Genomic DNA, 25,818 nt, shown 5'->3' on the forward strand with positions numbered 1-25,818 from the left:
TCATCTGGGGGGCAAAAGGAAAAAGCCCTTATCAGTAAGTACTGCTAACTAAATGTAAGGAGACCGATTGTGTATGGAGCTGCTGAGAAAACGAGCATTTGCACATAAAAGAATGATGGTTCCGCTCATCCTATCATCGGTGTTAAACGGTGTGATGTTAGTTGGCCAAGCGTATTTCTTTGTGTACATCGTCGACCAAATCTTCTTGAAGGACGCGTCGTTTCAAGACGTGCTTCCTTCTTTTGTTTATTTACTAATTGTCTTAATTGCTCGTGTGCTGTTTATCTACCTATCAAGAAAACTAGGAATTAAGCTGGGTGAAAAAGTGAAGGGGGAAATCCGAGAAGAGCTTTTGGAAAAATACGCAAACAACCCTCTGCAAGCGTCGTTGAGCGGCCAAACAGGTAAAAAAGCGAGCATAGCGATGGATGCGATTGATGAAGTGGATAATTACTTTAGTTTCTATATTCCACAGGTCATCCAAACGAGCATTTTGCCGTTGATTATCTTGCTTGCCGTGTTTACGCAGCATTGGTTTTCAGGGTTACTCATGATGATAACCGCACCATTTTTCCCGATTTATATGATTGTAATCGGGTTAAAAACGCAAAAAAAAGCGGATGTTCAAATGGAAAAAATGACGGCTTTTTCAGGTCATTTCCTCGATGTCTTGCAAGGATTAACAACGCTGAAACTCATGCGAAAAGCAAAGTTACAAAAAGACAAGATGAAAGAGAAGAGTTTTGAATTTCGTGATGCGACAATGGATGTTTTAAAAACAGCATTTTCATCCTCGCTGGCACTTGAATTTATTGCGATGCTAAGCGTTGGTCTCATTGCTTTTGAGCTTGGGTTACGTCTTGTGGTATTTGAAAACATTACGTTTTTCGCATCGTTCTTTATCTTAATTCTAGCACCGGATTTTTATCTATCGCTTCGAGATTTAGGTAGTGCATTTCACGCTGGAAGAGGTAGCATCGGAGCAACGAATAAAATCAAAGAAGAGCTTGCTGCTTCCGCACGCGGAGTAAAGTGGGGGAATAATAAATTAAAACAAGATCAGCCTGCTCCTATCGTGCTGAATGATGTTCATTTTTCGTATCAAGAAGGAACATTTTCATTAAGAGACGTTTCGTTAACCATTAAACCGTTTGAAAAAGTAGCGATTATCGGCCCGAACGGATCGGGAAAAACAACGCTACTTCGATTGATTTCAGGCTTAATTGATCCAACACAAGGACAAGTAATCATTAACGGAAAACAGCGAGCTGACATTAGTGAAAGCAGTTGGTTTGAAGCCATCAGCTATATTTCTCAGCATCCTTATTTGTTTTCTGGAACGATTAAAGAAAATATCTGCCTTGGTACACAAACGCCAGTGACGGAAGCAGAACTTATAAAAGCAGCCGAAAAAGCGGGGCTCCTACCTCTTATTCAGTCAATGGAAGCGGGCTTTGATACGTTGATAGGTGAAGGGGGAAGAGGTTTATCTGGCGGTGAGAAACAGCGCCTTGCGTTGGCTAGAGCCTTTATTAAACAACCTTCTATTATTGTATTTGATGAACCAACAACCGGTCTGGATTTAGTAACCGAACAAATTCTACAATCTTCGATTAAAGAACTAAGTGAACGAGCAACCATGATTACCGTTGCTCACCGACTTTATACGATTCGAAATGCAGATCAAATCGTTTATTTGCAAGAGGGAAAAGTGATTGATTCAGGAACGCATCATGAATTAATGACGCGCGTTGCCAGCTACCGTCACATGATGCAAGCACAGCAAGGAGAGAGTGTTAGATGAGAAACTTACTGACCATCAGCACAATTGTACTGAAAGAAAAAAAGGATATTGTATATACGACGATATTCGGTGTATTAGCAGGGATTATCGGCATCTCTTTATTCGGTGCAAGTGGGTATGTTATCTCCAAAGCAGCCCTTATTCCACCGCTGTATACGTTAACGGTTATGCTTGCGCTTTTAAAGTTGTTTGGCATTGCAAAAGCTGTGACCAAATATGCGGAGCGCTATTATTCACACCGAGCAACTTTTACAATTCTCGGAAATCTGCGCGTGCGCTTTTTTGAAAAATTAGAACCGCTCATGCCAAGCGTACTTCATCAATATCGGAGCGGAGATTTATTGGCACGAATTGTGGGAGACGTAGAAAATTTACAAAACTTTTTCCTGCGCGTATTTTACCCGCCAGTTGTTTTTTTCTTTGTATTCATTAGCACGATTTTCTTTACATCATTTTACTCCGTTTGGATTAGCCTGACTCTTGCTGCGGGAATGCTCCTAACAGGACTTGTTGTACCAGTGCTTGCAGCGTGGAGGCAGCAGCGCTTAAAAGCCTCTACTCAAGAGTTAAGAAGTGAGCTATCGGCAGAAACAGCGGAGTTTTTATACGGATTTAGAGATTTAAAAGTTCACCAAAAAGTAAAGGAAAAGCAAGAAAGGCTCACGGGATTATCTACGCGTTATTTGCGCGCTCAAGCACGAAAGCAAGAAGCAGAAAACGCAAGCCAATCGTGGAGCTTAGTCATTTCCATGTTTGTGTGCTGGGCTGTAACCTTAGTAGGTGTTTATGACGTCACGCGAGGGGAACTGGACGGGTTATTTTTAGCGATGCTTATTATGATCGGTCTGAATGTATTTGAGTATGCCGTTCCAATGTCTGCATTTCCGACTCACTTTGAAGATAGCCGCCGCTCTTCGGCGCAGCTGTTTTCCGTGACGGGCAACGTGAAAGAAGTAGAGAAGCCCAGTTCATCAGTTCTTCAAGATGAACCGATGGACATAGAGGTGAGAAATCTATCATTTGCTTATGGAAATCGCAACGTACTGAATGATGTTTCTGCTACGTTTCCAGCTCGCTCAAAAACAGCAATTGTGGGACCGAGTGGTTGTGGCAAATCTACTTTATTTCAGCTACTCGTCAAGCTGTACGAGCCTACCTCAGGCACCATAGCTATTAATCAAGAGTGCTTAGCGAATGTTGAACAAGAGGATTTGTGGAACTATACGAATGTCGTGATGCAGGAAAACCACTTTTTTTACGGAACGGTTCGTGAAAACCTCCTGCTCGCAAATGATGACGCGTCTGATATTGAGTTACAAGCAGCGTTACAAGCAGTGGAGCTACATGCGTATGAGCTTGATGATCGTATATTAGAAAAAGGTGAAAATCTATCTGGAGGCGAGCGTCAAAAGTTAGCAATGGCTAGAGCCTTTTTGAAAAAAGGTCGAATTTGGCTATTGGATGAGCCATTCTCATCAATGGATTTGCTAACGGAACAAAAAGTGGTTGGTGAACTAACACAAAAAGCAAAGGACGCAACGCTTATCTTCATTAGTCACCGTCTTGCTGGTTTAGAACATATGGATCAAATTATGGTTATGGATGAAGGAAAAGTAGTTGAAGTTGGGTCATTCTCTGAGCTGATGAGTAAGCAAGGTTACTTTTATCAGTTAAAGCAAGTCGAAAAAAGTATTTTATTTTCATGATAAAAGCGTGTCAGGTTAACTGATGCGCTTTTTGTTATGTTCGTCTTTACATATGGTTCATATTTCCTTAATGCTTTTATGATAGCCTAACGGTAACAGCATGAGGAGGGGATATGAAATGATGTTATTTCAGCGAGTAGCGATGCTTTTACTTGTAGGCATCTTATTGTTTACTACGTATCACCATGCTTTTCAAACGCATTTTACAGCCTCATCTAATGATTTAATCCACGTACAGCTTTTAGGTATAAACGATCTTCACGGTCAGTTAGATCAATACCAGCAGCTCCAGGGCAAGAAAGTAGGAGGAGCTGAATATCTCGCTTCTCATTTACAAGCATACCAAGAAAAAAACCCGAACACGCTTCTCGTTCACATCGGTGATATGGTCGGTGGGAGTCCTCCTATTTCTTCGTTATTTAATGATGAACCAACAATTGAATTCTTGAATTTGCTAAACGTTAATATTGGTACTCCAGGCAACCATGAATTTGATCGTGGAGTAGCAGAAATGAAACGCTTAATTCATGGTGGATATCATGAAAAAACCGGGCGCTTTAAAGGAGCGACGGCAAAGTACATTTCGTCCAACGTTTTAGATAAAAAAACCGGAAAAACTGTGTTTCCCCCATATATCATTAAGAAAATAAATGGAATCAAGATTGGCTTTATTGGAGTTGTCACGACGGATACAAACGATTTTGTACTGTCAAATAGCCGCCAAGAAGTCGTAATTACAGATGAAGTAAATGCCATTAATAAAAGTGCACAGCAACTGAAAGAGCAGGGGGTACGTTCCATTGTAGTTCTAGCACATATTGCAGTAAACTCAGATCAAAACGGTGGTAATCCAAAGGAAGATTTAGCTGAAATGGCATATAAAGTAGATGATGAAGTAGACGTCATGTTTGGAGCTCACAATCACCAGTATGCTAATACCATTGTTGATGATAAACTTCTCGTTCAGGCTTACTCCTATGGAAAAGCTTTTTCACAAGTTGAGCTGGGGATTGATAAGCGTACTGAAGAGATTACCTACAAACAAGCGGAAATTGTACCTGTAGAACATGAATCTGTAAAGCCAGACCCAAAGGTAATGACGCTTTTACAAGCGTATAAGGATCAGCTTGGTACGCATACAGGTAAAACTATCGGAACGCTTCCTTATAAGCTGACGCGTAAAAAAAATGAGCGGGCTGAGTCGCCTCTTGCTCAGCTTGTGGCAGAAGCAAGCAGAAAAGAAATGCAGGCGGATATCGCACTTGTCCATCATGGAGGAATTCGAGCAAGCCTTCCTAAGGGAGACGTGACGAAAAAAGAGTTGTATACGGCTTTTCCCTTTGAGCATCACCTGGTCAAAATTGAGCTAACAGGTAAGGAGCTATATGAAGTATTAGAGCAGCAGTGGAGTGAAAAATATGATGCAGCTTTACAAACAGCTGGCATTACAGTGGAATGGAATGAATTAGCGCCGTTTGGTGAGCGGATTGAAGAAATTAAAGCAGAAAGCGGTGAGCCGATTGAACTGACTCAAACGTATACGATTGCTTTATCAAACTACTTACAAGAAGGTGGAGATGGCTTTTCAAAATTCAAACGTACAAAAGTGTTACAGAAAGGTCCCCTTGTAGTAGACGCTGTAGCTACGCATTTTGAAGAGGTTAATTTAAAGAGCTTTACGAATCAATAAAAACAATATAAAAAGAGGATTGGTGCTAAACCCAACATGTAGCATGCTTTTACTGATGAAAAGAAATAATCTACGGGGACATATCATAAATTGAAAAGGTGGAGAAAGTCAAGGTGAAAGGAGTAAGAGATGAGCACCTTATATGAACCCCTTTGTTTGTCGATTCCAAGAAATTTTTTAGGTGGGGAAGAAAAGAAATTTAAAAGCAATGTAGGAGAGTTGTATTATATTGTAAGAGGAGAAGGCAAGCCTCTATTGCTCATACATAGCGTAAGCTTAGGGGCATCAAATGCTACTTGGAGAGAAAATATAGATGTATTGGCTAAGCATTTTAAAGTATATGCATTAGAGCTACCCGGTTTTGGACGCTCAGAAAAGTTGCCTATCGTCTATAAGCCAACCGTGTTCATACAGGCAATTGCTGAATTTATACAGCAAGTTATTCAAAAGCCAGCCTATGTGTTAAGCCGGGACTTACCTGCTGCGTATTGTTTATACGTGGCTTACTATTATCCAAAGTTAATTCGAAAGATTGCTCTTATTACGCCTTCTGGAATAGGGAGTAATGATACCGAACCGTGTGAATCCAGTCTAACAACGTTTAATACGTTTACACAGCCTTTTGTAGGAAATGGTGTCTACAATGCTTTTTCTTCTAAAGAAAGTATTGAATATCAGTTGAAAACATTGTTTTACACAAAGCCAGAGCTTGTCACTGAAGAAGTATTAGAAGATTTTTACCGAGCATCTCACCAGTGTCCAAATGCTAACTATGCTCCTGCTTCATTCGTAGCTGGTTTTGCTAATATTAATATTCAAGCGATTTTTCCGTTTATTACTCAATCAGTTCTTATTTTATGGGGACAAAAAGCACGCTTTAATCCCATTAGCAATTTGCAAAAGTTTGTTCAGCTAAATCCGAGCGTAAAGGTATCAATTTTTAAAGACAGCGGGTTGCTTTTACAAGAGGAAGAAAAAGATAAGTTTAATCAAACGATTGTTAATTATTTCAGGTAATAATCGTTGAATAGAAAAAAGGGTTTAAATCAGTTTATTTTCATGATTTAAACCCTTTTCTATTAGTCAAAGCTCTATTTACTTAATGCTTTCTTACACTTCAACCTCTGTAGTTTCCGGTTGTGCTGTTTCACTTTCTTCCCGAGCTAATTGACGAACTTCCACTTCTTTCATTTGATGTCCATCCATTTCTTTTGCTGTGAATTCATACCCATATAAAGTTAAGGCTTCATTTTCTTGAATATCAATGTTTTGAACAAGCATCCAGCCACCAAGTGTATCGATATCTTCATGTTCAAGTTCAATGTCTAACAGCTGATTCACTTCATCAAGCAGTACTTTTGAATTGAAGATAAAGTGTTGTTCACTAACCTTTTGAACATATGGCTTTTCATCTGTATCAAACTCATCGCGAATTTCGCCAACAATCTCCTCTAAGATATCTTCAACCGTTACAATCCCAGCCGTACCGCCGTATTCATCAATTAGCACTGCCATATGAGTACGCTGTTTCTGCATGGATAGTAGTAAATCATGAATTGGGACCGATTCAATGACTTGAATAATTGGTTTCATATATGCTTTGACAGGCTGATTGCGCACAGCATCATTTAAAACCACATCGTTTAGAATTTCTTTGATGTTCACAAGTCCGATAATATTATCTTTATCTCCATCAATGGTAATTGGATAACGAGTATAGCGGTCTTCTACGGCTACTTTTAAAAATTCTTCAATCGTATCGTCTTCAGAAACAACGGCTATTTCGGTTCGTGGTACCATGATTTCACGAGCAACACGATTGTCAAATTCAAAAATGTTGTTTACATATTTGTATTCAGATTGATTAATTTCGCCACCTTTGTAGCTTTCTGACAAGATGATGCGAAGCTCTTCTTCACTGTGTGCTAGCTCGTGCTCTGAGGCTGGTTTTAACCCGAATAAGCCTGTTAATAAGCGAGCTGAGCCGTTAAGTAACCAAATAAAAGGAAACATGACCTTATAAAAGGCAATTAACGGTGGTGCAAATAGAAGCGTCACCGTTTCAGCTTTTTGAATTGCTGCCGTTTTCGGTGCTAATTCTCCGACAACGACGTGGAAAAACGTAACTGACGCAAAAGCAATTACAAACGAAAGCACGTGTGAAACGGAAGACGGTACCCCAAGGTCAGCAAACACAGGGTTCAGAATGCGCTCAACCGTTGGTTCACCCAGCCACCCTAACCCGAGTGCTGTAATGGTAATACCGAGCTGACATGCTGATAAGTACTCATCTAAGTGAGTTGTTACGGTTTTTACTGCAGCCGCTCCTTTTCGACCTTCTGCTACGAGCTGATCGACACGAGAGCTACGAAGTTTTACAATCGCAAACTCTGTCGCAACAAAATAAGCAGTTAAAGCAATTAAAAAGGCAACTAAAATTAAATTAATGGTTATCAATGAACATACTTACTCTGCGTGAGCAAAGTAAGTAAACACCTCCTGTAAATAATCAAAATTACGCCGAGAGCATGATAAACGAGTGCGTGAGAATGTTTTTGACAAACATTGCCCAACAGCACCTTTTTCACCTGCGCTCTTCATGACGTTGTTTGTGCGTAAGCTCGTCGTTATGAAGGAGGACTTGTTTTCTATAGGGGATGTATTTTCTAATTGTTGCTTACTGTTTCTAAAGAAACGTCCTCTTTGTTTCAAAGCTTCAATAAGACGAAAATATACGAGTAATTCTTCTGTGTAATAATTCATCGTGCACTTTGTTATAAATGCCATCTCTGCAAGTTTGCTAACTTTATACATCGCAACCCCATCAGAAAACCACCTCCTTTCAAGTAGTAATAGAAATAAATAGTATAGTCGCTCAAAAATTGATTTAAAAAATAGTATACTATAAAACTATGTTTGATGACAAAAAACAATTTAATGAGTAAAAGATTAAGAAGAAAGTAAATTTCCTAAAAAAGTAAATGGTTCTTTTCTTTTTATAAGTGCTCGGTTATCATGAAAGCATTGATTACATAGGAGGGGTAAGAATGGAGTTTAAGAGAATTCACCATGTAGCAATTATTGCAAGTGACTATGAGCAATCGAAAGTTTTTTATGTAGAAAAGCTAAGAGCACGTATTTTAGAAGAGACATATAGAGAGCATCGTGACTCGTATAAGCTAGACTTAGAGCTAGCGCCGGGAGTGCAAATTGAGTTGTTTTCGTTTCCAAATCCTCCGTCTCGTCCATCACAACCAGAGGCGTGTGGTCTTCGACATTTGGCGTTTGCCGTTGAAGATGTTCAAGCAGCAAAAGTAGAGTTAGAGAGCAGAGGCATTGAAGTAGAAGCAATTCGAGTGGATGAGTTAACTGGAAGATTATTTACGTTTTTTGCAGATCCAGACGGCCTTCCACTTGAGCTGTACGAAGAGAAGGGGGATTAAAAAAGGAGCGGACACCGCTCCTTTTTTAGTGCATTAGTTTGATATCAGTGAGAGGCCAATACTTCACGTTGACTTCACCAACAATGTCCGAGACAGGTGTTAATCCGAAGTGTCGGCCATCGCGGCTTATTCGACGGTTGTCTCCAAGTACAAGTACGAAACCGTGAGGAATGGTGCCGTCATTTACGAGTTCTTCGGTAGAGAAGTTTTCGGTGAAGCGTTCGTATGTTGGGATATGCTGTAGGTATTTATGTAAGTGGGGTTCACTTACTTCTTGGTTATTAATATAGAGCTGGTCATCAATGTATTCAATCTTTTCGCCTGCAACACCGATTATTCGTTTAACGAGATACTCGTCCTGGTCATGGGGAGAGTGAAGAACGACGAGATCGAAGCGTTGATAGTTGCTTAGTTTATTAATAATAATGCGGTTGCCTTCTTGAAGCGTAGGATTCATAGAGTCTCCTTTAACGGTATAAGGCTGAAAGAAATACTGTTGCACAATAAGAGAAAAGAGAAGCGTTCCGAGAACGATAGAGCAATAGATTATGATTTCTCGTTTTATGCGAGTTTTTCTCAATATAAGAGCACCTTCTTTGTTAAGTAAATCGTTTGGTTAAATGATATTAGAAGAATAAAGAACAGAATTGATTGTACCATTGTTGGCTAAAGATTTCCATTTGTATATGGGGTTATTTATATTTTCATAGAAGGAAAGAACGCACGCAATGAGTCGTGATTTCCACTTCGGCGTGTTCGCTTTCCGCAGGGCTCGGTCTAAGCTTCCTCGTAAACTGCGGGGTCTCAGAGCACTCGCTAGTCCTGCAGGAGTCTCACATCCTCCGTTCCAATCACGGGCTTTTGGAATAGAACACGAGCAGTCTCTATGTGTTGTTTGGGTGTGGAAGAGGGAAAGAACGCACGCAATGAGTCGTGATTTCCACTTCGGCTTATTCGCTTTCCGCAGGGCTCGGTCTAAGCCTCCTCGTAAACTGCGGGGTCTCAGAGCGCTCGCTAGTCCTGCAGGAGTCACGCATTTCCCGTTTCACTCACAGGCTACTGACATAGCTGATACATCCTTTAGTTAATGAATGATCATAAGGGGGAAGAAAGACCAAAAACCCCTGCCTTCCCGTAGTGCTGGGAAGGCAGGGGGGTTGTATACTTATATATTAAGCTGATGGTTCCCCTTGCGTTGATAGAGGCTTTTCTGGATCAGCTTGTGGTTCTGAGTGAGCGGCTATTTGCGTTTCTAGTTCTGCAATTCGTTTTGTTTGTTGCTTGTTTTTGCTTTTAAGCTGAGTTATTTTAACAAAACTTAGCGAAGCAGCGACGACACCACCGAATACAGCAGATGTTAAAATAATTAAAATAAGTGGCCAGTCTTGTGAGCCAAAGACGTAGTTAAATTGAACTGGCTCATTGTTAATGACAGCTAAGATAGCAATAATAAGAGCGAAAATAAGACCTAAAATGAAAAAGCTTTGTCCTTTCATTAGGTGCACATCCTTTCTGAAGATAGATAAAGGAGCAAAATTAAATTTTATACTGCCTTTACATATACTTAACCTATATTATTCAACTATAAACATTTTTTATTATCATTAAGTTTTAATAAAACACAAATTGTAAAAAAAACACCCATCCTTTGTTTGGTTTAGGATGGGTGTTTTGCTGTTAGCTGATTAGAATGCTTGTAAGCTGTTTTCTTCTAACCATTGTTTACGCTCTGTTGCATCTTCAAATAATGAGTCTGCATCTGTAAATTGTGAAGCAATCACATATTCAATTGTTGTTAATGGTGCTAGAAGTAGACGCCAGTTTAATACTAGCTCACCGTTTTCCATCGTTGCATATGTATCTTGCAGTTCCTTCCACGCTACAGAGTCAGGTGCATCTGCTGCTTGCTTTTTCACTGCTTTTAATGCTTCGTTGAATTTTTCACCTGCTCGTCCTTGGTACCATTCTGTTAAAAGGCTTTGAATTCCTTCGTTTGTTTCTTGTTCAGACCAAGATGATGGCACTGTTGCGATAAATTTAGCGCGGAACGTCATCTCAGGTTGCTCAACATCATCACGAACAATGTTTAAGCGATATTGACGGCCTAAATATGAAAATTTGTCATCGTTTTCAAAAGATGCCGTTTTTGCTTTAGGTGCAGCTGTAGGTTTGTTCTCAGCTTTTGCTTTTTCAGCTTTTTTTGCAGCCGGTTTTTTTGTTTCAGTTGGTTGGTTACCACCGTTGAGTTGTTTTAAAATCCAAGTCGCTTTACGAGAAATAACAGAGCGAACGTTGTGCTCGTTTAGGCCTCGTGGGATAATTACGGTTACCCCTTCATTGTCACAAATTTGGACCGTAATATCGGTTTTATTTGGAACGACTTTAATTTTGTAGTCAATTGTTTGATTGCCAATTTGATACGTATACATATAGTTTTTCGTGCTCCTTTCTACAAATCTTCATTTTATAAGCAAAGGTAGAGTTTGGTCAAATGAAAGAATAATCAGAAAAAAAGGCTGAGAGCTTAATTAATGACTTACATCACGTTTTTTATTAGTTTTTACGTAAAGAAAAGAAAATATTCTTGCTTTACTACGCATAGATTAAAAAGAGTGACAAAACTGAAAAAAAGAAAAATTTAAAAAATATCCTTGCTAAACAGGAGATATTTGGTATAATGAAATCTAATTTAAAAAGTTATCACGAGTGGACGAGAGATCTGGCTCTACGACTCCACAGCAACCTACCAATGTAAGGTGCTCCTACCAGCAAAGCATTAGCTTTGGGTGATAAGACGGGTGAAAGCTCATTTTGCATCTAAAGCAAAATGAGCTTTTTTAATTTTAGTAGAAGGAGAGATACGGATGACACAAACAATTATAAAGAATCATGAAGAAGTACTAAACGATGTTTTAAAGCAATTGAGGGAAATTAATGATTTGACCTGTAGAAAGCTTGAGACGTTTTACGAAATTGTCGTGAAGAGCGAGAAAGATACGTACGCTATTGGAATTGATTGCAAAGTAGTGGAGAGCTACACAGAAGAAGACTTAAAAGAAGCTTGCATAGCAAAATTGAAGCGAGTTGGATGGCTAAAAGGTACATACGCTTAAAGCTGTATTCATATCAATTGCAGTCATGTCTACAATCATGGTAAGATGCTTATCTTCTTTCTTTTCGTTTTTCGTTGAAAAGGGAGGGTATTTGTCGAAATTTTTACACAAAATAACCGTTACAACTTGGTTGAAATTGTGGTAAGGTATAAAACAAGAATATTCGAACAATTTAAAAAGGAGGTTTAGCATGGAGCTGTTGATTGAACATGGAAATGATGAAGGTAGCGAACAATTTATTGATCGCGTACTGGACTTCTTAGAGGACGATGAATAAAAGCGTAGGAGCTCGTTTCTACGCTTTTTCTTATGTGCTGAAGGAATAAGTCGCCAAAGAAAAAAGAGCTTATATCGAGCGAGAAACGCGATATAAGCTCTTTCGTTATTTTCTGAACCAAAACGTCCCGCCTTGAACCTTACAGTTAGTTTCCACGTTGCTATTTGTGCATTTTACAATAAAAGGTCGCTCGCCGACTTTATATAACGTATCGTTTACAATGCCTTGGTTTGCTTGGGAAAAAATGAATGTTACATCATTTGTATATAGCTTTAGGCAGGTAGCTTGAAGCGATGGGTCGTTGTAACTCTCCCCCATGTTAGCATCCAATAAGTGAGCCCACTTCCTAGCAGTGGCCTTGACATCGTGTACAGCGCAGTATATAGCATCCATATGAAGGTAGCCTAATGGATGAGCAAATGCAGATTGCAGGGATTTTATGCGCTCTTGATCGCTTTGCTCCCACTCGATAAAAAAGGGCAAAGGAAGAGAGGATGGGTTAGGATCTTTTAGAAAGCCCATTTTCCACTTCAAGAGCTCTCCATTTTTTGTTTTACGAGAAGCATCAATAATTGTATCCATGTGAAACCCTTTTTCATAAAGCTGTTGTTGAAGCATGTGTAGATTTGAGGTGCGAAATGCCAAGTGTCCAAATTGTCCTGTAGAAGTTTGTTCTTGGTGTAAGCGATGAATCAGTGGAGTATTGGTGGCACCAGGTGGTGTATTCAGTGAATGAAAACTTAACCATTCAATGTAAGAAAGTTGAAAGTAAGCGAGGGTATTATATGTTCCCCAGCTTTCGTGCTGCCCTCCTTCAATTACTTGTATGCCATGTGCTTTCATATCACGCTGAGCTTGATGAGGGTCTGGGGAGAAATGAACGAGATGATCAAAGTAAATATCCATCAAAAAACCTCCTTTGTGCTATGACGTTAGTATAAATCTTTTATGAACAAAGGCCAAAGAAGTTCTTCCATTTTCAGCGTATAAAAGTTATATAAAAAACATATTTTTTAATTTATGTAAAAATATTGTTATTAAGGTAATTAAAAGTGGAGGTTTCGTCTCAAAAAGCTATTTGGACGTTTGTTCACCCTCTCTCTTCTATGTCTATCAGCATGCAGTAACCAACAAGAGAAATTAACGGAGGAATTTAATGAATATAAATAATTAGAAAAATTAAACGTGCTTCTGTAAACAACGCCGCAACCTAGTGAAAGCGTATTGCTAGCTTTTTACGAAACAGCCAATCACACATTTGGCGTTATTGAATTTGACGGTCACGCCAATCTGAAATTCGAAAAGGGAATGGAAGATAGTATAATTAATACATTGGAAGGAAAGCAAGGTAACTACATAGGAGTAATGCGCTCCTTAGAAAAAGTACCTCATGTAAAAAAAGTGAACTTATACGGAGACAAAGGCGAACTACTTGATTCTCTTGAATTAGCAAAAAATGAATCGCTCAATTCTTTTCAATTGAAGAAGCATTGGATAGTAAGTATATGGTGAAAATATTCGATAAGAACAAAGAGGTCGTATACACTGAAGCAGTTACGTTTTAAAAAGCAGTGTCGAAATGAAAGATTGGCGCTGGTTTTAGTTTTGCTTATATGTTCTTAAAAAGAAAAGACTTTAGCCAATAAGACTAAAGTCTTTTCTTTTTAAGAGCTAGGCGTTATTTCATTGGGTGAATAATCCAGTGTAATATGACGCTGAAGCAGAAGGAGCGCACTAAATGTTAATATCGCTCCAATCAAAAATGGATACATGCTGTTTAGTTCAAAAGCGAAAGCTCCCATCAGAGGCCCGAAAATCCTTCCTAAGCTATCCATTGATGAATTAATACCTGAAGCTGACCCGTAGCCAATATTCGTTTTAAGGGTAATCAGAGCGAGTACACAAGGGCGAATAAGGGCATTACCAGCCGTAAAGATGCAAAGAAAAACCGTTGCGTTAAATAAATTGGATGAAAATAAAATGGACGCAAATCCGACAGCTGAGACAATTAACCCAACAGCAATTAATTTTTTTTCATTTCCTTGCTTAAAGCGCTGTAAAACGCCGCCTTGAATAACAGCTTGCGTAAGTCCACTCGCCATAAACATCCAGCCGATCATGGTAGGGGTTACATCAATTCGTTCAATTTGAAAAAATTGAAAAGTTGCTTCAAGGCCAGCAAGCGTAAACGTTCCAAAAAAGGAGAGTAAATATAAATACTTCATTGCGCCTTTAAAATCCGTATTGAAATCTTGCAGCGTAGTTTTCTTTTCCTGAGAAATCTTTTCTCGCTGCAGTGATTCTGGCAGTGCGAAAAAAGCAAAGGTTGTCATAATCAGTGCTAATATCCCTGAAATGGTAAACGGGAAAAATAAGCTCACGGACGATAGCAATCCACCTAACGCCGGTCCAAAAATAAAGCCAAGCCCAATCGTCATTCCTAAAAGCCCCATTGCTTTTGTACGATTTTCTTCCGTAGTAATATCAGAAGCGTAAGCAAATGCACATGGAATAACCGCTCCGGCAAATAAACCTCCAAGAATACGTGATATGTACATCAGAACGAGTGAGTCATTAGCAAATGAAAAAATAAAGAAACTAGCGCTAAATCCAACTAAGCCCGTCAGAAGAACGGGTCTTCTACCTTTTCGGTCAGATAGACTCCCCCAAAATGGAGCGGTTAGAAAAGATGCGATGGAATAGCTTGCCATTAAAAGTCCAAGGTTAACCGAGCTAGCTCCAGTTGTGCGAATGACTTCTGGCACAATCGGAATAATGATGCCGAATCCGACAAAGATCATAAATAAGACAAACATAAGCGTGCCAAGCTGTTTTTTCATGTGAAGCTCCTTTCAATGAAGACGTTTTCTGTATATTCAGTATACCAAATAACGAAAGAGATGCCACTTAAATCCAATGGATCTCAAAATAAAAAGCGATGCATAAGCACCGCTTTTAATGTGGTAAAAACACAAGTTGATATAAGAATAAGACAGCAAATACATAAACAAGTGGATGAACCTCTTTTGCTTTACCTTTTACAATCTTCATTAGTGGATGTGAGATAAATCCTAGCGCAATTCCAGTTGCAATGCTTGATGTCAGAGGCATTGTTAAGATGACAAGAAACGCAGGAAATGCTTCATCAAACTCACTCCAGTTAATCTTTGCAATAGAGCCCATCATTAAGCTACCTACAATGATTAAAGCCGGAGACGTAATCGCTGCAATACCTGAAACGGCGCTTACAAGCGGACTGAAGAATGCAGCAACAATGAATAAAAGAGCTACGGTTACGCCAGTTAAGCCTGTACGTCCACCGGCAGCAACACCAGCTGAAGATTCAATGAAAGCAGTTGTTGGGCTTGTTCCAAACATTGCACCAATTGATGTACCGAAAGAATCTGCAAGAAGAGCTTGACGTGCTTTTGGCATATGGTTATCTTTCATTAATCCTGCTTGCTGTGCTACACCAATCATTGTACCTGTCGTATCAAAAATGGTTACTAGTAAGAAAGAAAATACAACAGCATACAAACCATGCTGAATAACGTCACCAAACGCAGTTAGCGGGTTTGTAATTAAAAGTCCTTCTGGTAGAGAAGGGGCAGATACAAATCCTTGGTCAAAAGAAAGTTGACCTGTGAAAAGGGCGATAACGGCTGTAATGAGCATACCGAAAAACAACGCGCCGTTGATATTCATTGCGTATAACGCAATCGTAATAGCCAATCCAACTAAAGTAAGTACAACGCCAGGAGATTGAAGATCTCCTAAGCCAACAAGATTGGATTCGTTTGCGACAATAATACCTGCTGAACGAAGGCCGACAAAGGCGATGAAAAGGCCAATACCAGCTGTAATTCCATGCTTTAAGTTTCCTGGAATGGCTTCAATTAATTTCTCACGAAACGGCGTGAGCGACAAAATAACGAAAATAAGACCTGCGACAAACACGGCCGCAAAAGCAATTCTATAATCGATGTTACCGTGTGAACCGACAACAGAGTATGCAAAATATGCGTTTAATCCCATACCTGGCGCAATTGCAATTGGATAATTAGCGGCAAGTGCCATCCACAGTGTACCAATCACAGCTGAAATGATGGTTGCCATAAATACTTGATCAAATGGTACACCTGCATCTGATAAAATTACAGGGTTTACAACCACGATATAAACCATTGTTAAAAATGTAGTAATTCCAGCTAAAACCTCTGTTTTAGCATTCGTGTTAGCTTCTCGTAACTTAAACATAAGTACCTCCAAAAATAACGAACATTAAAAGCAACATGATATATAATATTCGTTTTTAGAGATAAATGCAAGACATTTAATTAAAAAAGAATATTATTTTACATAGGATTTCATAGGATGAATTTTTTCTAGTATGCATCATTAGTTTGTACCATAGTTTGTACCATTAATAGCAAATTCATTGAAGAAAATTAAACAACAATTGGAAATTTAACTTTAATGGTTAATCGTTGGTTTTGATAAAGGTAATCTAAGTAACCGTTATATTGCTGAACTAGTTCATGAATGACAAATGTACCAAGACCTTCGTGGCTACCTAGCTTGGTGGTTTGATTAAACTGTTTAAAGAGTTGGTCCTGAAGTTCATTAGAGAGTGATGGGGTTGAATTGGTCACTTCCAGTATGTAAATACCACTTTTTACAAATGATGTAATTTTAATCTGCTTTTTATCAGTACAGATAGCTGCATCAAAGGCGTTTTCTAGAAGATTGATTAGCAAGTTCATTTGATCAAGCTTTGAAATAGGAAGTTGTGACAGTGGGTAATCAAGCTGAAATACTAGCTCGATGTTATGTTGAACTGCCTGCTGCTTCCATTGATATAGAACTGAAGCGATATGTCCGCTTTCCCCTTTCATGTATGTATTTGTGTTATACAGTGCGTCGACATAGTGTTTAATATACTCATTAGCTTTTTCATATTGGTTGCTATCGATAAGATAGGATACAGCGCTTATATGTTTCATAAAATCATGTCGCTCTCCTCGTATTTGTTGAAACGAGTCGTTCGTCTTTGAAAGCTCAGAGCTTGCTGCCATTTCACGCTTATTCGTCAGGTATATTTGTTTATGGAGTTTCGCCGTTTCGAAATAGTAAATTAATAAAACAGCTAACAGCAGCAGCGACACAATAGAGGAATCAGAAATCCATATACCGCTTACTATACAAATTGACAAAGTAAATGCTACCAATGAAATAGAAATCTCAAACGTAACTTGTTTTATATAGATATACACGCTGGTCCAAACTACTGTCCATATAAATGCAAGAGCGATAGCAGGTAGGGGCTTGCTAAGCAAAATAACAGTGGAGCATAGAGTAGTTATCGATAAGAGGTACTTCATAAAAAAGCTCCTTTAGAAAAAATTCCGCTGTAAACGATCTAAATTGCTTTTAGTGATTAGGGCGGTTTGGTTCGTTTGTTGAAATGAAATTGAATAAGAGTGCTTCGTATAGAGAGAAAAATTTTTTACATATTGAACATTAATAATAAAAGCACGATGTGAACGCATGAAATGAGACTTGTTGAGCTCTTTTTCTAAATCATTTAGCGATAGATAAGTAGAATAGTCTCCTATTGTTGTAAAAATTGTAGTTGATCTTCCCGTTCGTTCAGCAAAAATAATATCTTTTTTATCAATGATTTGCATTTCATTTTTTTGTTTTAAGACAAGCTTATCCTTCCTACCTTGAGGTTCGTTAATTTGTAAAAATCGATTAATGCCTTTAAATAATCGCTCTTTCGAGTAAGGTTTCATGATGTAGTCTAAAACGTTCAATTCAAAAGCGTGTACCGCAAAGCCTGTATGGCCCGTAACAAAAATGACTTTAATATTTAGCGCGTAGCTATTTATAAAATCGGCTAATTCATATCCTGAAAGCAAAGGCATTTCAATATCTGTAATGAGCAAGTCAATTTCGTCTTTTTTAATTTCTTCGTACGCTTCTTCAGCATCACTTGTTGCAAAAATAATTTCAAGATTATCTGCGTTTTTTAACGATAATTTTAACTTTTCTAAATCGTACTTTTCATCATCTACTAATCCAACCTTCATATCAGACCCTCACATGCATTAAAAGTTTCTTCATTATTTTACCATGTCTGAGAAGTGAAAAGGGACGCTTCGTGACAGGAAATGACCTTTTAATGACAGGTTCGGTGTTTTGTTCCATATTCTTTTGTAAAATGAAACCAATCAACAGAACGGAAAGGGGTATAAAGGTGATTGAACTGAAGGGTGTATCTAAACTTTTTGTTGAAAAAAAAGAAAAAATTCAAGCGGTTCAAAGTGTAAACGTCAAGATAAAAAAAGGAGAGGTTGTGGGCCTTTTAGGTGAAAATGGAGCGGGGAAAACGACGCTTTTGCGAATGATTTCAACCGTTATGGAACCATCTGAAGGTAGCATTTTCATTGAAGGTATTAACATTCATAGAGATCCTAACAAAGTAAAAAAAAGAATGGGTGTATTGTTCGGAGGGGAAACGGGATTGTACGACCGCTTGACGGCAAGGGAAAACTTATCTTATTTTGCAAAGTTTTATGGAATGAGTAAACATGAAACAAAAGTAAGGATTGAAGAGTTAGCGAAGCGATTCGGCATGCGCGACTATTTGGATCGAAAAGTAGGAGGATTTTCAAAAGGAATGCGTCAAAAGGTAGCAATTGCAAGGACGCTTCTACATAATCCAGACGTTATCTTGTTTGACGAACCAACGACCGGTCTTGATATTACGGCTGCTAATATGTTTCGTGAGCTGGTGCGAAGTTTGAAAAAAGAAGGAAGGACTATTATCTTTTCCAGTCACATAATGGAGGAAGTTGAACAGCTCTGTGAATCTGTCATTATGATACACAAAGGAAAAATGGTATATCACGGCACAAATGAATCTCTATATGAAGAAGAAGAAAGCAGAGATTTAAACTATATCTTTATGTCTCGTATTATAAGGGGGGTTTAACATGATTTGGCATGTATATATAAAAGAATTACTGGATTCGTTACGCGATAAGAAAACCATTTATCTCAGTGTATTGATTCCAATGGTCATGAATATAGGAATGTTATATTTTGTAGACTCGTATGGTTCAGGTAAAGAAGATAAATCAATTACAGTGGCCATTGGTGAACAAGCTGACGGGCATGTTACTAGTTGGTTAAAGCAGGATAAAAGTATTGAAGTTATGAAAGTTGAAAATCCAGTACAAGCGGTTGAAGAAGGAGAAGCTTCTATTGCAATAAGAGCCAGTCAAAATTTCTCTGAGCAAATGACAAACTTAAATTCTCCCGAAATTACGTTATACAGTGATCTTACAAGTGGGAAAGGAGATGCTGCGAATGCCTATGTAAGTGCACTATTAGAACAGCAGCAAAAAGGCTTAGTAAATGAACAGCTACTGGAATTAGAGGTGGATAAACGAACGCTCTCGCCGTTTGTAATCAAAGCAAAAAATGTAAATGGTGAAGATAGTTCACTTGGAATGGTTTCTATGTTTGCTCCTCTTCTTATTATTATGACGATTATAGCAGGGTGTCTCCCTTCAGCAAATGATATGTTTGCTGGTGAAAAAGAAAAAAATACGATGGAAGCTTTATTAATGACACCAGTAAAAAAAATTCATCTAATTATAGGAAAGTGGCTAGCTATTTCAACACTTGGCATGGTAAGTGGTATTCTGTCTTTAGTGACATTTATCGTATTTATTCAATATTTTACGAAAAATTTGGGAAATGCATTAGATCTGTCCAGTCATTTGGGGATATTTAGCCTTTCATTATTTCTTGGCATTGTATTATTTTCCTTACTAGTAGGCATGATACTATCTATTTTCAGCCTATTAGCAAATACGGTTAAGGAAGCGCAAAACTATGCTTCACCTGTTCTTATGCTTGCATTCATTCCATACTTTCTATTGGTGGGTACATCCATTAACGAATTTACTAACATTGATTTTCTTATACCGGTTTATAACGTATATGCGCTTATTAAACAGCTACTATACGGTGTATTCGACATAACAAGTATAGGGCTTGTCACGATTAGTATAGGAGTAGTAATTGCCTGTTTGTTTGCGGTTGCGAATATTTTATTTTCAAAGAGTAAATGGGTGCTTGGTAAATCTTAATAAAGTCTAGGACATAAGTGTTTCAGTCAATGATATATGGGAACTGTTAGAGGTGAAATTCAAGCAATTCAGTTTTTTATTCAGAAAACAAAATTAAAAAAGAATGCAATGGAGCGTAAGACACTAGACTCCTGCGGGAATTAGAGGAAAGGCTGAGACCCCGCAGCGAAGCGAGGAGGCTCAGGTTCCTCCCCGCGGAAAGCGAGTGGCTGTAGCGCAATGAAATGCACTTACTCTTACACCTAACTTGTTTAGAAACTTCATGCTTCATCTTTCTAAAGGAATCATTTCGTGATGTCTTATTCTCTGTTTTGTTGAATTCCCACTTTCTTTGCCGAATCCCTTCTAGTTTTGTCACGAATGAAGGGAATCTTTGTTTCGTAGCGAAGTTGCTAGTATAACAAGAAGATGGAGGGATTACGATGGCAATAAAAACGCTTGACGTGGCCAAACAGTTAGGAATTCATCCGAGTACGGTTTTAAAGTGGGCAAAGCTTGCAGAAATTGATATTCAACGAAATGATGCTGGACACTGGGAGTTTACGGAAGAAAATGTTATAAAGCTTGAGGAGTTTAAGAATAATCGGAATCGACAAGCGATCGTGAAAGTAGTTGATGCAAGCGATGATCGTATTGAGCAGCTTCAAAAGCAAATGGATGAACTTTACGATAAGTGGTCAGCTCATGAAGAAGTAGCAGCTTCAATAGCAGCTGATGATACGGACAATCAAAAGCTACAAGATGTAGAAGCTCAGGTAGCTGTACTGCAAGAAACGCTTAAAGCCTATCAGTCTGTGAAGAATAAAGTAGTGGAAGAGCCTAATCAAGAAATGCAGCGTCAAATTGACCAGCTATTAATGCGCTTGATTGAAAATGAAAAAAGAACTGAAGAAAAGGCAGGAGAAGTGGTAACGTTTCAGCTTCTTGAGCACCGAAAAGAGATTGATCAGTTAACGAAAAAGATGACAAAGCTCCAAGCAAAAGTAGAGGAGTTGGAAACACGCTTAAAAGACAGTCAGTTTGCAGCTGCGAAAAAGCCTCCCAAATGGCGAACGTTTTTAACAGGATTATTCACGTATTAGACATGCTTACGCTTATTGCAAGCATGTTTTTTTTATGGCTTTTTTTCTGAAAAAAGAAAATACTATGTTTTAAGAAGTTTTATCTTGACGATATGCATGTTTATTTGATAAAACTATTTTAGTTAACTAAGTGAAATAAATATTTTATTAACTTTTTAATCATATAACAATAAAGAAAGGAGCGTGCGTAGTGAAAGAACGTCATGAGCTTCTCCATGAAATGGAGTTGTTGTTCCGCAGCGTATTTCGTCAGCTTCGACAAGAAATTAACAGCGTATTTGATTCGGAGTTATCAACTAATGCCTTTATGATTCTTCGCATGTTAAGAAATGGAGGTCCTCAAAAATCAACCGATATTTCAAAGCACCTACAGGTATCAGCTAGTCACATTACAGCTTTGACGGATTTGCTTTTATCTAAAGGGTACGTGGAACGAAAGAAGTCAGAGGCGGATCGAAGAATTGTTGAAATTGTCATTACTGAAAAAGGGCATGCTATATTTGAGGAAATTGAAGCAAAAAAAAGAGCGTACTTTTTTGAGCGGTTTAACGATTTTACAAATGAGGAAATTCAAATTATGAACACATTATTTCAAAAAATTGATCGTTCTTCGGAACGACAGTCAAACTAAGAGATACGTATGCCATAAAAATGATTCACTAGGTGAATTATTTGGTTGCCGAAAGGAGTAGACATATGGAACATTTAGAACATCGAAAAAAAGTAGCCATTATGATTGCAATTATGTCAGCAATGCTGTTTACAGCCGTAAACCAAACGATTGTAGGTACTGCATTGCCACGTATTATTGCTGAGCTACAGGGAATTGAATATTATAGCTGGGTATTTACAAGCTTTATGTTAGCTTCCAGTATTACAGCTATTCTAGTAGGGAAACTTTCAGATATTTACGGGCGTAAGCCGTTTATTTTAACAGGAATCGGTATTTTCATTATCGGTTCACTATGTGCAGGATTTTCAAACACGATGATTCAATTAATTATCTTCCGCGCTGTTCAAGGTCTTGGTGGAGGTTTAATTATGTCGACTGCATTTACAGCAGTTGGAGATTTATTTACGCCGCGTGAGCGCGGTCGTTGGCAAGGGTTACTAAGCTCAGTATTTGGTTTAGCCAGCGTATTTGGTCCAACGCTTGGAGGTTGGATTGTTGATAATGCAAACTGGCACTGGGTTTTCTGGGTATTCTTACCGTTTGGTATCGTTGCATTTGTTTTAATTTGGATGCTGTTTCCAAGTGTTGAAAAACGAGAAGGTGAAAAGGTCGACTATGCCGGTTCACTATTCTTAACAACAACAATTGTACCGCTACTATTAGCGTTCTCATGGGCTGGTTCTAAGTATGATTGGGTGTCAACACCAATCATTAGCTTATTTATTGGAACAATTGTTTCACTAGCTGTTTTCATTATGGTTGAACGAAAAGCAAAAAGTCCGGTACTACCGCTGCACTTATTCCGTAACAATATCTTTACGCTATCAAACGTTGTTGGATTTATCTTAGGTGCTGGAATGTTTGGAGCAGCGATGTACATTCCGTTCTTCATTCAAGGTGTTATTGGTCGTTCTGCAACGGCGTCTGGGTTAATTATGATGCCAATGACGCTTGCAATGGTACTTGCAAGTACGCTCGGCGGACAGTATATTACGAAAACAGGTAAGTATAAAGGGTTAGCAATCATTGGTTTAGCCATCATGTCAGCTGGAATGTTCTCACTTTCAGCAATGAATCAAGATTCAACGTCAACAAATGTAATCATTAACAATATTCTAGTTGGTTTAGGATTAGGAATGAGCTTCCCAGTGTTTACGCTAATTATTCAAAATGCTGTTGAACAGCGCTATCTAGGTGTAGCAACAGCATCTAGTCAATTGTTCCGTCAGCTTGGTGGTACCGTTGGAGTTGCGATTATGGGAACAATGATGAACTCACGTATGTCTAGTCACATGACAGAAGAAGTAAGCGGAGCATCTGTACCTCCTGAATTAGCTTCCAAGCTTCAGGGGTTAGATCCACAGGTACTAATGGACCCTGCGCGTTTAGCAGAAATTCAAAAGCAGGTACCGGCATCTATGCAACAAGCATTTGATGGCTTTGTATCTATTCTTCGTGAAACATTAAGCTATTCACTAACAGGTGTTTATCTAACTGCTGGTTTTATTGTTGTGACGGGTGTAGTTCTAACGTTCTTTATTAAAGCTATTCCGCTTCGAATGAGTCAGCGCACAGATGAAAAAGAAAACGAAGGACATGAAAATAAAGCAGGATAACCGAAGAGGAAGCTTCATAGCTTCCTTTTTTTCTGTACATAATAGTCGTTGAAGCAAGATAGTTGGTGTCTTAATTAATCAGTCGTATAATAAACATAAATACTTAAGAGGAGGTCTTCTCGTTGACACAATCTAACCATCAATTAGCCACGTTTGCTGGAGGCTGCTTTTGGTGCATGGTAAAGCCGTTTGACGAACAGCCAGGCATTCTGAAAGTCGTATCGGGCTACACTGGAGGCCATACTGAAAATCCAACGTATAAAGAAGTATGTTCAGAAACAACAGGGCACTATGAAGCGGTTCAAATTACGTTTGATCCCCAAGTGTTTTCATATGAAAAATTATTGGAGCTTTACTGGCCTCAAATTGATCCAACCGATCCAGGAGGGCAATTTGCTGACCGCGGAGACTCTTATCGTACGGCTATCTTTTATCATACCGATGAGCAAAAGCAGCTAGCCGAAGCTTCAAAGCAACAGCTAGAAAAGAGCGGCCGTTTTTCAAGCCCTATCGTAACTCAAATTTTACCTGCAAAGCCGTTTTATGAAGCGGAAGAGTATCATCAAGATTACTACAAAAAGAATAAATTTCGCTATTCAATGTACCGTCGAGGTTCCGGACGCGATCGGTTTATTAAAGAGAACTGGAAAGATACCGGTCGAGATGAAGAGTTGAAAAAACGCTTGACGCCAATTCAATACGAGGTAACACAAAACGATGCAACCGAACCTCCATTTCGAAATGAATTCTGGAATCATACAGAAGAAGGAATCTATGTAGACATTGTTTCTGGAGAACCACTCTTTAGCTCACGAGATAAATATGACGCGGGGTGCGGATGGCCTTCCTTTACCAAGCCTATTAACAAGGAAGAAGTAAAGGAAAATATGGATGTTAGTCATAATATGGTTCGTACGGAAGTGCGGAGCAAAGCTGCAAATTCACATTTAGGCCATGTTTTTGAAGATGGTCCGACAGAAGCTGGAGGATTACGCTACTGCATCAACTCAGCGGCTCTTCGATTTGTCCCTAAAGATAAGCTGGAAGAAGAGGGATACGGTGAGTATGTAGCGCTATTCAACTAATAAAAAGAGTGGGTCACGATGAAGGTGACTCACTCTTTTTTTGAGGTTCTTGCCGTGGTTCAGGTGTTCGTTTGCTTCCTTTTATTTTTGAACGAATAATGCTGAAAATAAATAGAAAAGGAATGTAAAGATAAATAACGTATGTTCCTATTTGGGAAACGGTGTTATTTAAAATATCTATGTTTTTTCGATTGTCAAAGAAAATTGAAAAAGCTAATAGAATTATCATAAAAGCTAATAAGTAAATAGTAGATTTTCCGCGAAACGTCCGTCTCATCCCTCGAACGCTGCACCATAAGGTTGTACAAATTGCTGGTAAAACAACAAGAAGCCATAACGAAATTACGATGTATTCAAATCGTTGGATAAAGGGAATCTCGATTATTTTAGCCATTGTAAGCGTCGGCCAAATCGTTTTTAAAAGCTGCCCTTGACTAAAATAAACAAATGTTACAATTGTTAAAAATGTATAGAGAATTGTTGTAAATAAAAGGCCAGCTTGCCCCCACTTGTAACTAGAGGGTCCATTTTTAATGTAGGGATAAAAAAATAAAATCGATTCAAACCCCAAGTAGCTAAACGTCATTGTTTTAAAAGAAGTAAACAACTCACCAAAGCTATGATCTAAAATCGGTAAGATATTGTTTACTTCACCTAACGACAGTGGATAAAATAATGAAAAAAATAAAGGTAATGGAAGAATCACCCCAAAGAATGCAATACCTGTAATGACGCGAAAACCACCTGAAATAATGTAATAAATCAGGGGAAGATAGATCAGTGAAATACTCCAAGTGGTTAGCTGCGGGAACATCCAGACCTGTAAAACTTCAATATATGTTCGATAAATTGTGATTGCAAAAGAGAAAAAGTATAGGCATAAAATGATATTAAAGAGATTGCCAATCCATTTTCCGAAATACAGGCGGTGGATTTCGATGACATCCGTATTTTCACGTTTTAGTACATAAAAGCACATCCAAAACAGAATAGAAACGGCTAAGCCAGAGGCAATGACTGAAATCCAAGCGTCATGTCCGGCACCTTTCACGATGTATCTTTGAAACCCTAGTAGTCCAACCCCTACTTGAACAGAATGAATTAAAAAGAACAGAAAGGACGGAGAGACTTGAAATTGTTCTTTCACGTTGTTTTCCACTTTGCTCC

Annotated in this window: 23 protein-coding genes, 1 pseudogene and 1 riboswitch; of the genes and pseudogenes, 14 read left to right on the top strand and 10 right to left on the bottom strand. The window is 38.6% G+C overall.

Annotated features, from left to right (window positions below):
* Positions 1–73 precede the first annotated feature (73 nt).
* The 4 genes from cydD to NIZ91_06150 all read left to right on the top strand — a co-directional run bounded on the left by cydD (position 74) and on the right by NIZ91_06150 (position 6,217).
* A complete protein-coding gene (gene cydD, locus NIZ91_06135) occupies positions 74–1,804 on the top strand; it encodes a thiol reductant ABC exporter subunit CydD (GenBank protein USY56230.1) in 1,731 nt (576 codons plus the stop codon).
* Entirely contained in the window at positions 1,801–3,510 is a 1,710-nt protein-coding gene (cydC, locus tag NIZ91_06140; protein USY56231.1) for a thiol reductant ABC exporter subunit CydC, read from the top strand. The genes cydD and cydC overlap by 4 nt, the downstream gene beginning before the upstream one ends.
* Positions 3,511–3,628: 118 nt before the next feature.
* On the top strand, positions 3,629–5,200 hold the full coding sequence (locus NIZ91_06145; GenBank protein ID USY56232.1) for a bifunctional metallophosphatase/5'-nucleotidase: 1,572 nt from the start codon (positions 3,629–3,631) through the stop codon (positions 5,198–5,200).
* A gap of 129 nt (positions 5,201–5,329) precedes the next feature.
* Positions 5,330–6,217, top strand: a complete 888-nt coding sequence (locus tag NIZ91_06150) for an alpha/beta fold hydrolase (protein USY56233.1) — start codon at positions 5,330–5,332, stop codon at positions 6,215–6,217.
* A 93-nt stretch (positions 6,218–6,310) separates the two neighbouring features.
* On the opposite strand, the gene NIZ91_06155 is transcribed toward NIZ91_06150, so the two are convergent.
* Positions 6,311–7,657, bottom strand: coding sequence for a hemolysin family protein (locus NIZ91_06155; protein USY56234.1), 1,347 nt, complete (start codon positions 7,655–7,657; stop codon positions 6,311–6,313).
* A 590-nt stretch (positions 7,658–8,247) separates the two neighbouring features.
* Here NIZ91_06155 and NIZ91_06160 point away from each other — a divergent pair.
* Positions 8,248–8,643, top strand: a complete 396-nt coding sequence (locus NIZ91_06160) for a VOC family protein (protein ID USY56235.1) — start codon at positions 8,248–8,250, stop codon at positions 8,641–8,643.
* A 25-nt stretch (positions 8,644–8,668) separates the two neighbouring features.
* Here the strand turns inward: NIZ91_06160 and lepB are convergent, their stop codons facing one another.
* The 3 genes from lepB to NIZ91_06175 all read right to left on the bottom strand — a co-directional run bounded on the left by lepB (position 8,669) and on the right by NIZ91_06175 (position 11,072).
* Positions 8,669–9,223, bottom strand: coding sequence for a signal peptidase I (gene lepB, locus NIZ91_06165; protein ID USY56236.1), 555 nt, complete (start codon positions 9,221–9,223; stop codon positions 8,669–8,671).
* 592 nt (positions 9,224–9,815) lie between these two features.
* Positions 9,816–10,139 carry a lipopolysaccharide assembly protein LapA domain-containing protein gene (locus NIZ91_06170; protein USY56237.1) on the bottom strand — a complete coding sequence of 108 codons (324 nt, stop codon included), beginning with the start codon at positions 10,137–10,139 and terminating at the stop codon, positions 9,816–9,818.
* Between the two features lie 189 nt (positions 10,140–10,328).
* Positions 10,329–11,072, bottom strand: a complete 744-nt coding sequence (locus NIZ91_06175) for a M48 family metallopeptidase (GenBank protein ID USY56238.1) — start codon at positions 11,070–11,072, stop codon at positions 10,329–10,331.
* 265 nt (positions 11,073–11,337) lie between these two features.
* Positions 11,338–11,439, top strand: a riboswitch (SAM riboswitch).
* Between the two features lie 68 nt (positions 11,440–11,507).
* Here NIZ91_06175 and NIZ91_06180 point away from each other — a divergent pair.
* Complete coding sequence (locus NIZ91_06180) at positions 11,508–11,756, top strand: hypothetical protein (GenBank protein USY56239.1); 249 nt, start codon at positions 11,508–11,510, stop codon at positions 11,754–11,756.
* 382 nt (positions 11,757–12,138) lie between these two features.
* On the opposite strand, the gene NIZ91_06185 is transcribed toward NIZ91_06180, so the two are convergent.
* Positions 12,139–12,939: a VOC family protein gene (locus NIZ91_06185; protein ID USY56240.1), complete on the bottom strand. Its 801-nt coding sequence runs from the start codon at positions 12,937–12,939 to the stop codon at positions 12,139–12,141.
* Between the two features lie 318 nt (positions 12,940–13,257).
* Here NIZ91_06185 and NIZ91_06190 point away from each other — a divergent pair, with 318 nt between their 5' ends.
* Positions 13,258–13,545 carry a hypothetical protein gene (locus NIZ91_06190; protein USY56241.1) on the top strand — a complete coding sequence of 96 codons (288 nt, stop codon included), beginning with the start codon at positions 13,258–13,260 and terminating at the stop codon, positions 13,543–13,545.
* A gap of 152 nt (positions 13,546–13,697) precedes the next feature.
* Here NIZ91_06190 and NIZ91_06195 read toward each other — a convergent pair whose 3' ends face one another.
* The 4 genes from NIZ91_06195 to NIZ91_06210 form a co-directional block, all read right to left on the bottom strand.
* Positions 13,698–14,873: an MFS transporter gene (locus tag NIZ91_06195; GenBank protein ID USY56242.1), complete on the bottom strand. Its 1,176-nt coding sequence runs from the start codon at positions 14,871–14,873 to the stop codon at positions 13,698–13,700.
* Positions 14,874–14,988: 115 nt separating this feature from the next.
* Positions 14,989–16,290: an NCS2 family permease gene (locus NIZ91_06200; GenBank protein USY56243.1), complete on the bottom strand. Its 1,302-nt coding sequence runs from the start codon at positions 16,288–16,290 to the stop codon at positions 14,989–14,991.
* A 191-nt stretch (positions 16,291–16,481) separates the two neighbouring features.
* Positions 16,482–17,414 carry a GHKL domain-containing protein gene (locus tag NIZ91_06205; GenBank protein USY56244.1) on the bottom strand — a complete coding sequence of 311 codons (933 nt, stop codon included), beginning with the start codon at positions 17,412–17,414 and terminating at the stop codon, positions 16,482–16,484.
* Positions 17,415–17,426: 12 nt separating this feature from the next.
* Positions 17,427–18,125, bottom strand: coding sequence for a LytTR family DNA-binding domain-containing protein (locus tag NIZ91_06210; protein USY56245.1), 699 nt, complete (start codon positions 18,123–18,125; stop codon positions 17,427–17,429).
* Between the two features lie 167 nt (positions 18,126–18,292).
* On the opposite strand from NIZ91_06210, the gene NIZ91_06215 reads away from it, so the two are divergent.
* The 7 genes and pseudogenes from NIZ91_06215 (at position 18,293) to msrB (ending at position 24,651) form a co-directional block, all read left to right on the top strand.
* A complete protein-coding gene (locus NIZ91_06215) occupies positions 18,293–19,030 on the top strand; it encodes an ATP-binding cassette domain-containing protein (GenBank protein ID USY56246.1) in 738 nt (245 codons plus the stop codon).
* A 1-nt stretch (position 19,031) separates the two neighbouring features.
* Positions 19,032–20,195: an ABC transporter permease subunit gene (locus NIZ91_06220; protein ID USY56247.1), complete on the top strand. Its 1,164-nt coding sequence runs from the start codon at positions 19,032–19,034 to the stop codon at positions 20,193–20,195.
* A gap of 422 nt (positions 20,196–20,617) precedes the next feature.
* Positions 20,618–21,277: a transcriptional regulator gene (locus tag NIZ91_06225; GenBank protein USY56248.1), complete on the top strand. Its 660-nt coding sequence runs from the start codon at positions 20,618–20,620 to the stop codon at positions 21,275–21,277.
* Positions 21,278–21,467: 190 nt separating this feature from the next.
* Positions 21,468–21,908 carry a MarR family transcriptional regulator gene (locus NIZ91_06230; GenBank protein USY56249.1) on the top strand — a complete coding sequence of 147 codons (441 nt, stop codon included), beginning with the start codon at positions 21,468–21,470 and terminating at the stop codon, positions 21,906–21,908.
* A 65-nt stretch (positions 21,909–21,973) separates the two neighbouring features.
* On the top strand, positions 21,974–23,566 hold the full coding sequence (locus NIZ91_06235; GenBank protein USY56250.1) for an MFS transporter: 1,593 nt from the start codon (positions 21,974–21,976) through the stop codon (positions 23,564–23,566).
* A gap of 176 nt (positions 23,567–23,742) precedes the next feature.
* Positions 23,743–24,213, top strand: a pseudogene (msrA, locus tag NIZ91_06240) (peptide-methionine (S)-S-oxide reductase MsrA).
* 36 nt (positions 24,214–24,249) lie between these two features.
* Positions 24,250–24,651, top strand: coding sequence for a peptide-methionine (R)-S-oxide reductase MsrB (gene msrB, locus NIZ91_06245; GenBank protein USY57103.1), 402 nt, complete (start codon positions 24,250–24,252; stop codon positions 24,649–24,651).
* A gap of 13 nt (positions 24,652–24,664) precedes the next feature.
* On the opposite strand, the gene NIZ91_06250 is transcribed toward msrB, so the two are convergent.
* Entirely contained in the window at positions 24,665–25,810 is a 1,146-nt protein-coding gene (locus NIZ91_06250) for a spore germination protein (GenBank protein USY56251.1), read from the bottom strand.
* Positions 25,811–25,818: the final 8 nt, after the last annotated feature.

Origin of the sequence: Bacillus sp. 1780r2a1, assembly GCA_024134725.1 — a bacterium.
Classification (GTDB): Bacteria; Bacillota; Bacilli; order Bacillales; family Bacillaceae_H; genus Priestia; species Priestia aryabhattai_A.

Excerpts from the sequence above, each read along its gene's own strand:
- cydD (USY56230.1), top strand. The coding sequence starts at position 74 with ATGGAGCTGCTGAGAAAACGAGCATTTGCACATAAAAGAATGATGGTT.
- cydC (USY56231.1), top strand. The coding sequence starts at position 1,801 with ATGAGAAACTTACTGACCATCAGCACAATTGTACTGAAAGAAAAAAAG.
- NIZ91_06145 (USY56232.1), top strand. The coding sequence starts at position 3,629 with ATGATGTTATTTCAGCGAGTAGCGATGCTTTTACTTGTAGGCATCTTA.
- NIZ91_06150 (USY56233.1), top strand. The coding sequence starts at position 5,330 with ATGAGCACCTTATATGAACCCCTTTGTTTGTCGATTCCAAGAAATTTT.
- NIZ91_06160 (USY56235.1), top strand. The coding sequence starts at position 8,248 with ATGGAGTTTAAGAGAATTCACCATGTAGCAATTATTGCAAGTGACTAT.
- NIZ91_06170 (USY56237.1), bottom strand. The coding sequence starts at position 10,139 with ATGAAAGGACAAAGCTTTTTCATTTTAGGTCTTATTTTCGCTCTTATT.
- NIZ91_06175 (USY56238.1), bottom strand. The coding sequence starts at position 11,072 with ATGTATACGTATCAAATTGGCAATCAAACAATTGACTACAAAATTAAA.
- NIZ91_06180 (USY56239.1), top strand. The coding sequence starts at position 11,508 with ATGACACAAACAATTATAAAGAATCATGAAGAAGTACTAAACGATGTT.
- NIZ91_06185 (USY56240.1), bottom strand. The coding sequence starts at position 12,939 with ATGGATATTTACTTTGATCATCTCGTTCATTTCTCCCCAGACCCTCAT.
- NIZ91_06195 (USY56242.1), bottom strand. The coding sequence starts at position 14,873 with ATGAAAAAACAGCTTGGCACGCTTATGTTTGTCTTATTTATGATCTTT.
- NIZ91_06200 (USY56243.1), bottom strand. The coding sequence starts at position 16,290 with ATGTTTAAGTTACGAGAAGCTAACACGAATGCTAAAACAGAGGTTTTA.
- NIZ91_06205 (USY56244.1), bottom strand. The coding sequence starts at position 17,414 with ATGAAGTACCTCTTATCGATAACTACTCTATGCTCCACTGTTATTTTG.
- NIZ91_06210 (USY56245.1), bottom strand. The coding sequence starts at position 18,125 with ATGAAGGTTGGATTAGTAGATGATGAAAAGTACGATTTAGAAAAGTTA.
- NIZ91_06220 (USY56247.1), top strand. The coding sequence starts at position 19,032 with ATGATTTGGCATGTATATATAAAAGAATTACTGGATTCGTTACGCGAT.
- NIZ91_06225 (USY56248.1), top strand. The coding sequence starts at position 20,618 with ATGGCAATAAAAACGCTTGACGTGGCCAAACAGTTAGGAATTCATCCG.
- NIZ91_06235 (USY56250.1), top strand. The coding sequence starts at position 21,974 with ATGGAACATTTAGAACATCGAAAAAAAGTAGCCATTATGATTGCAATT.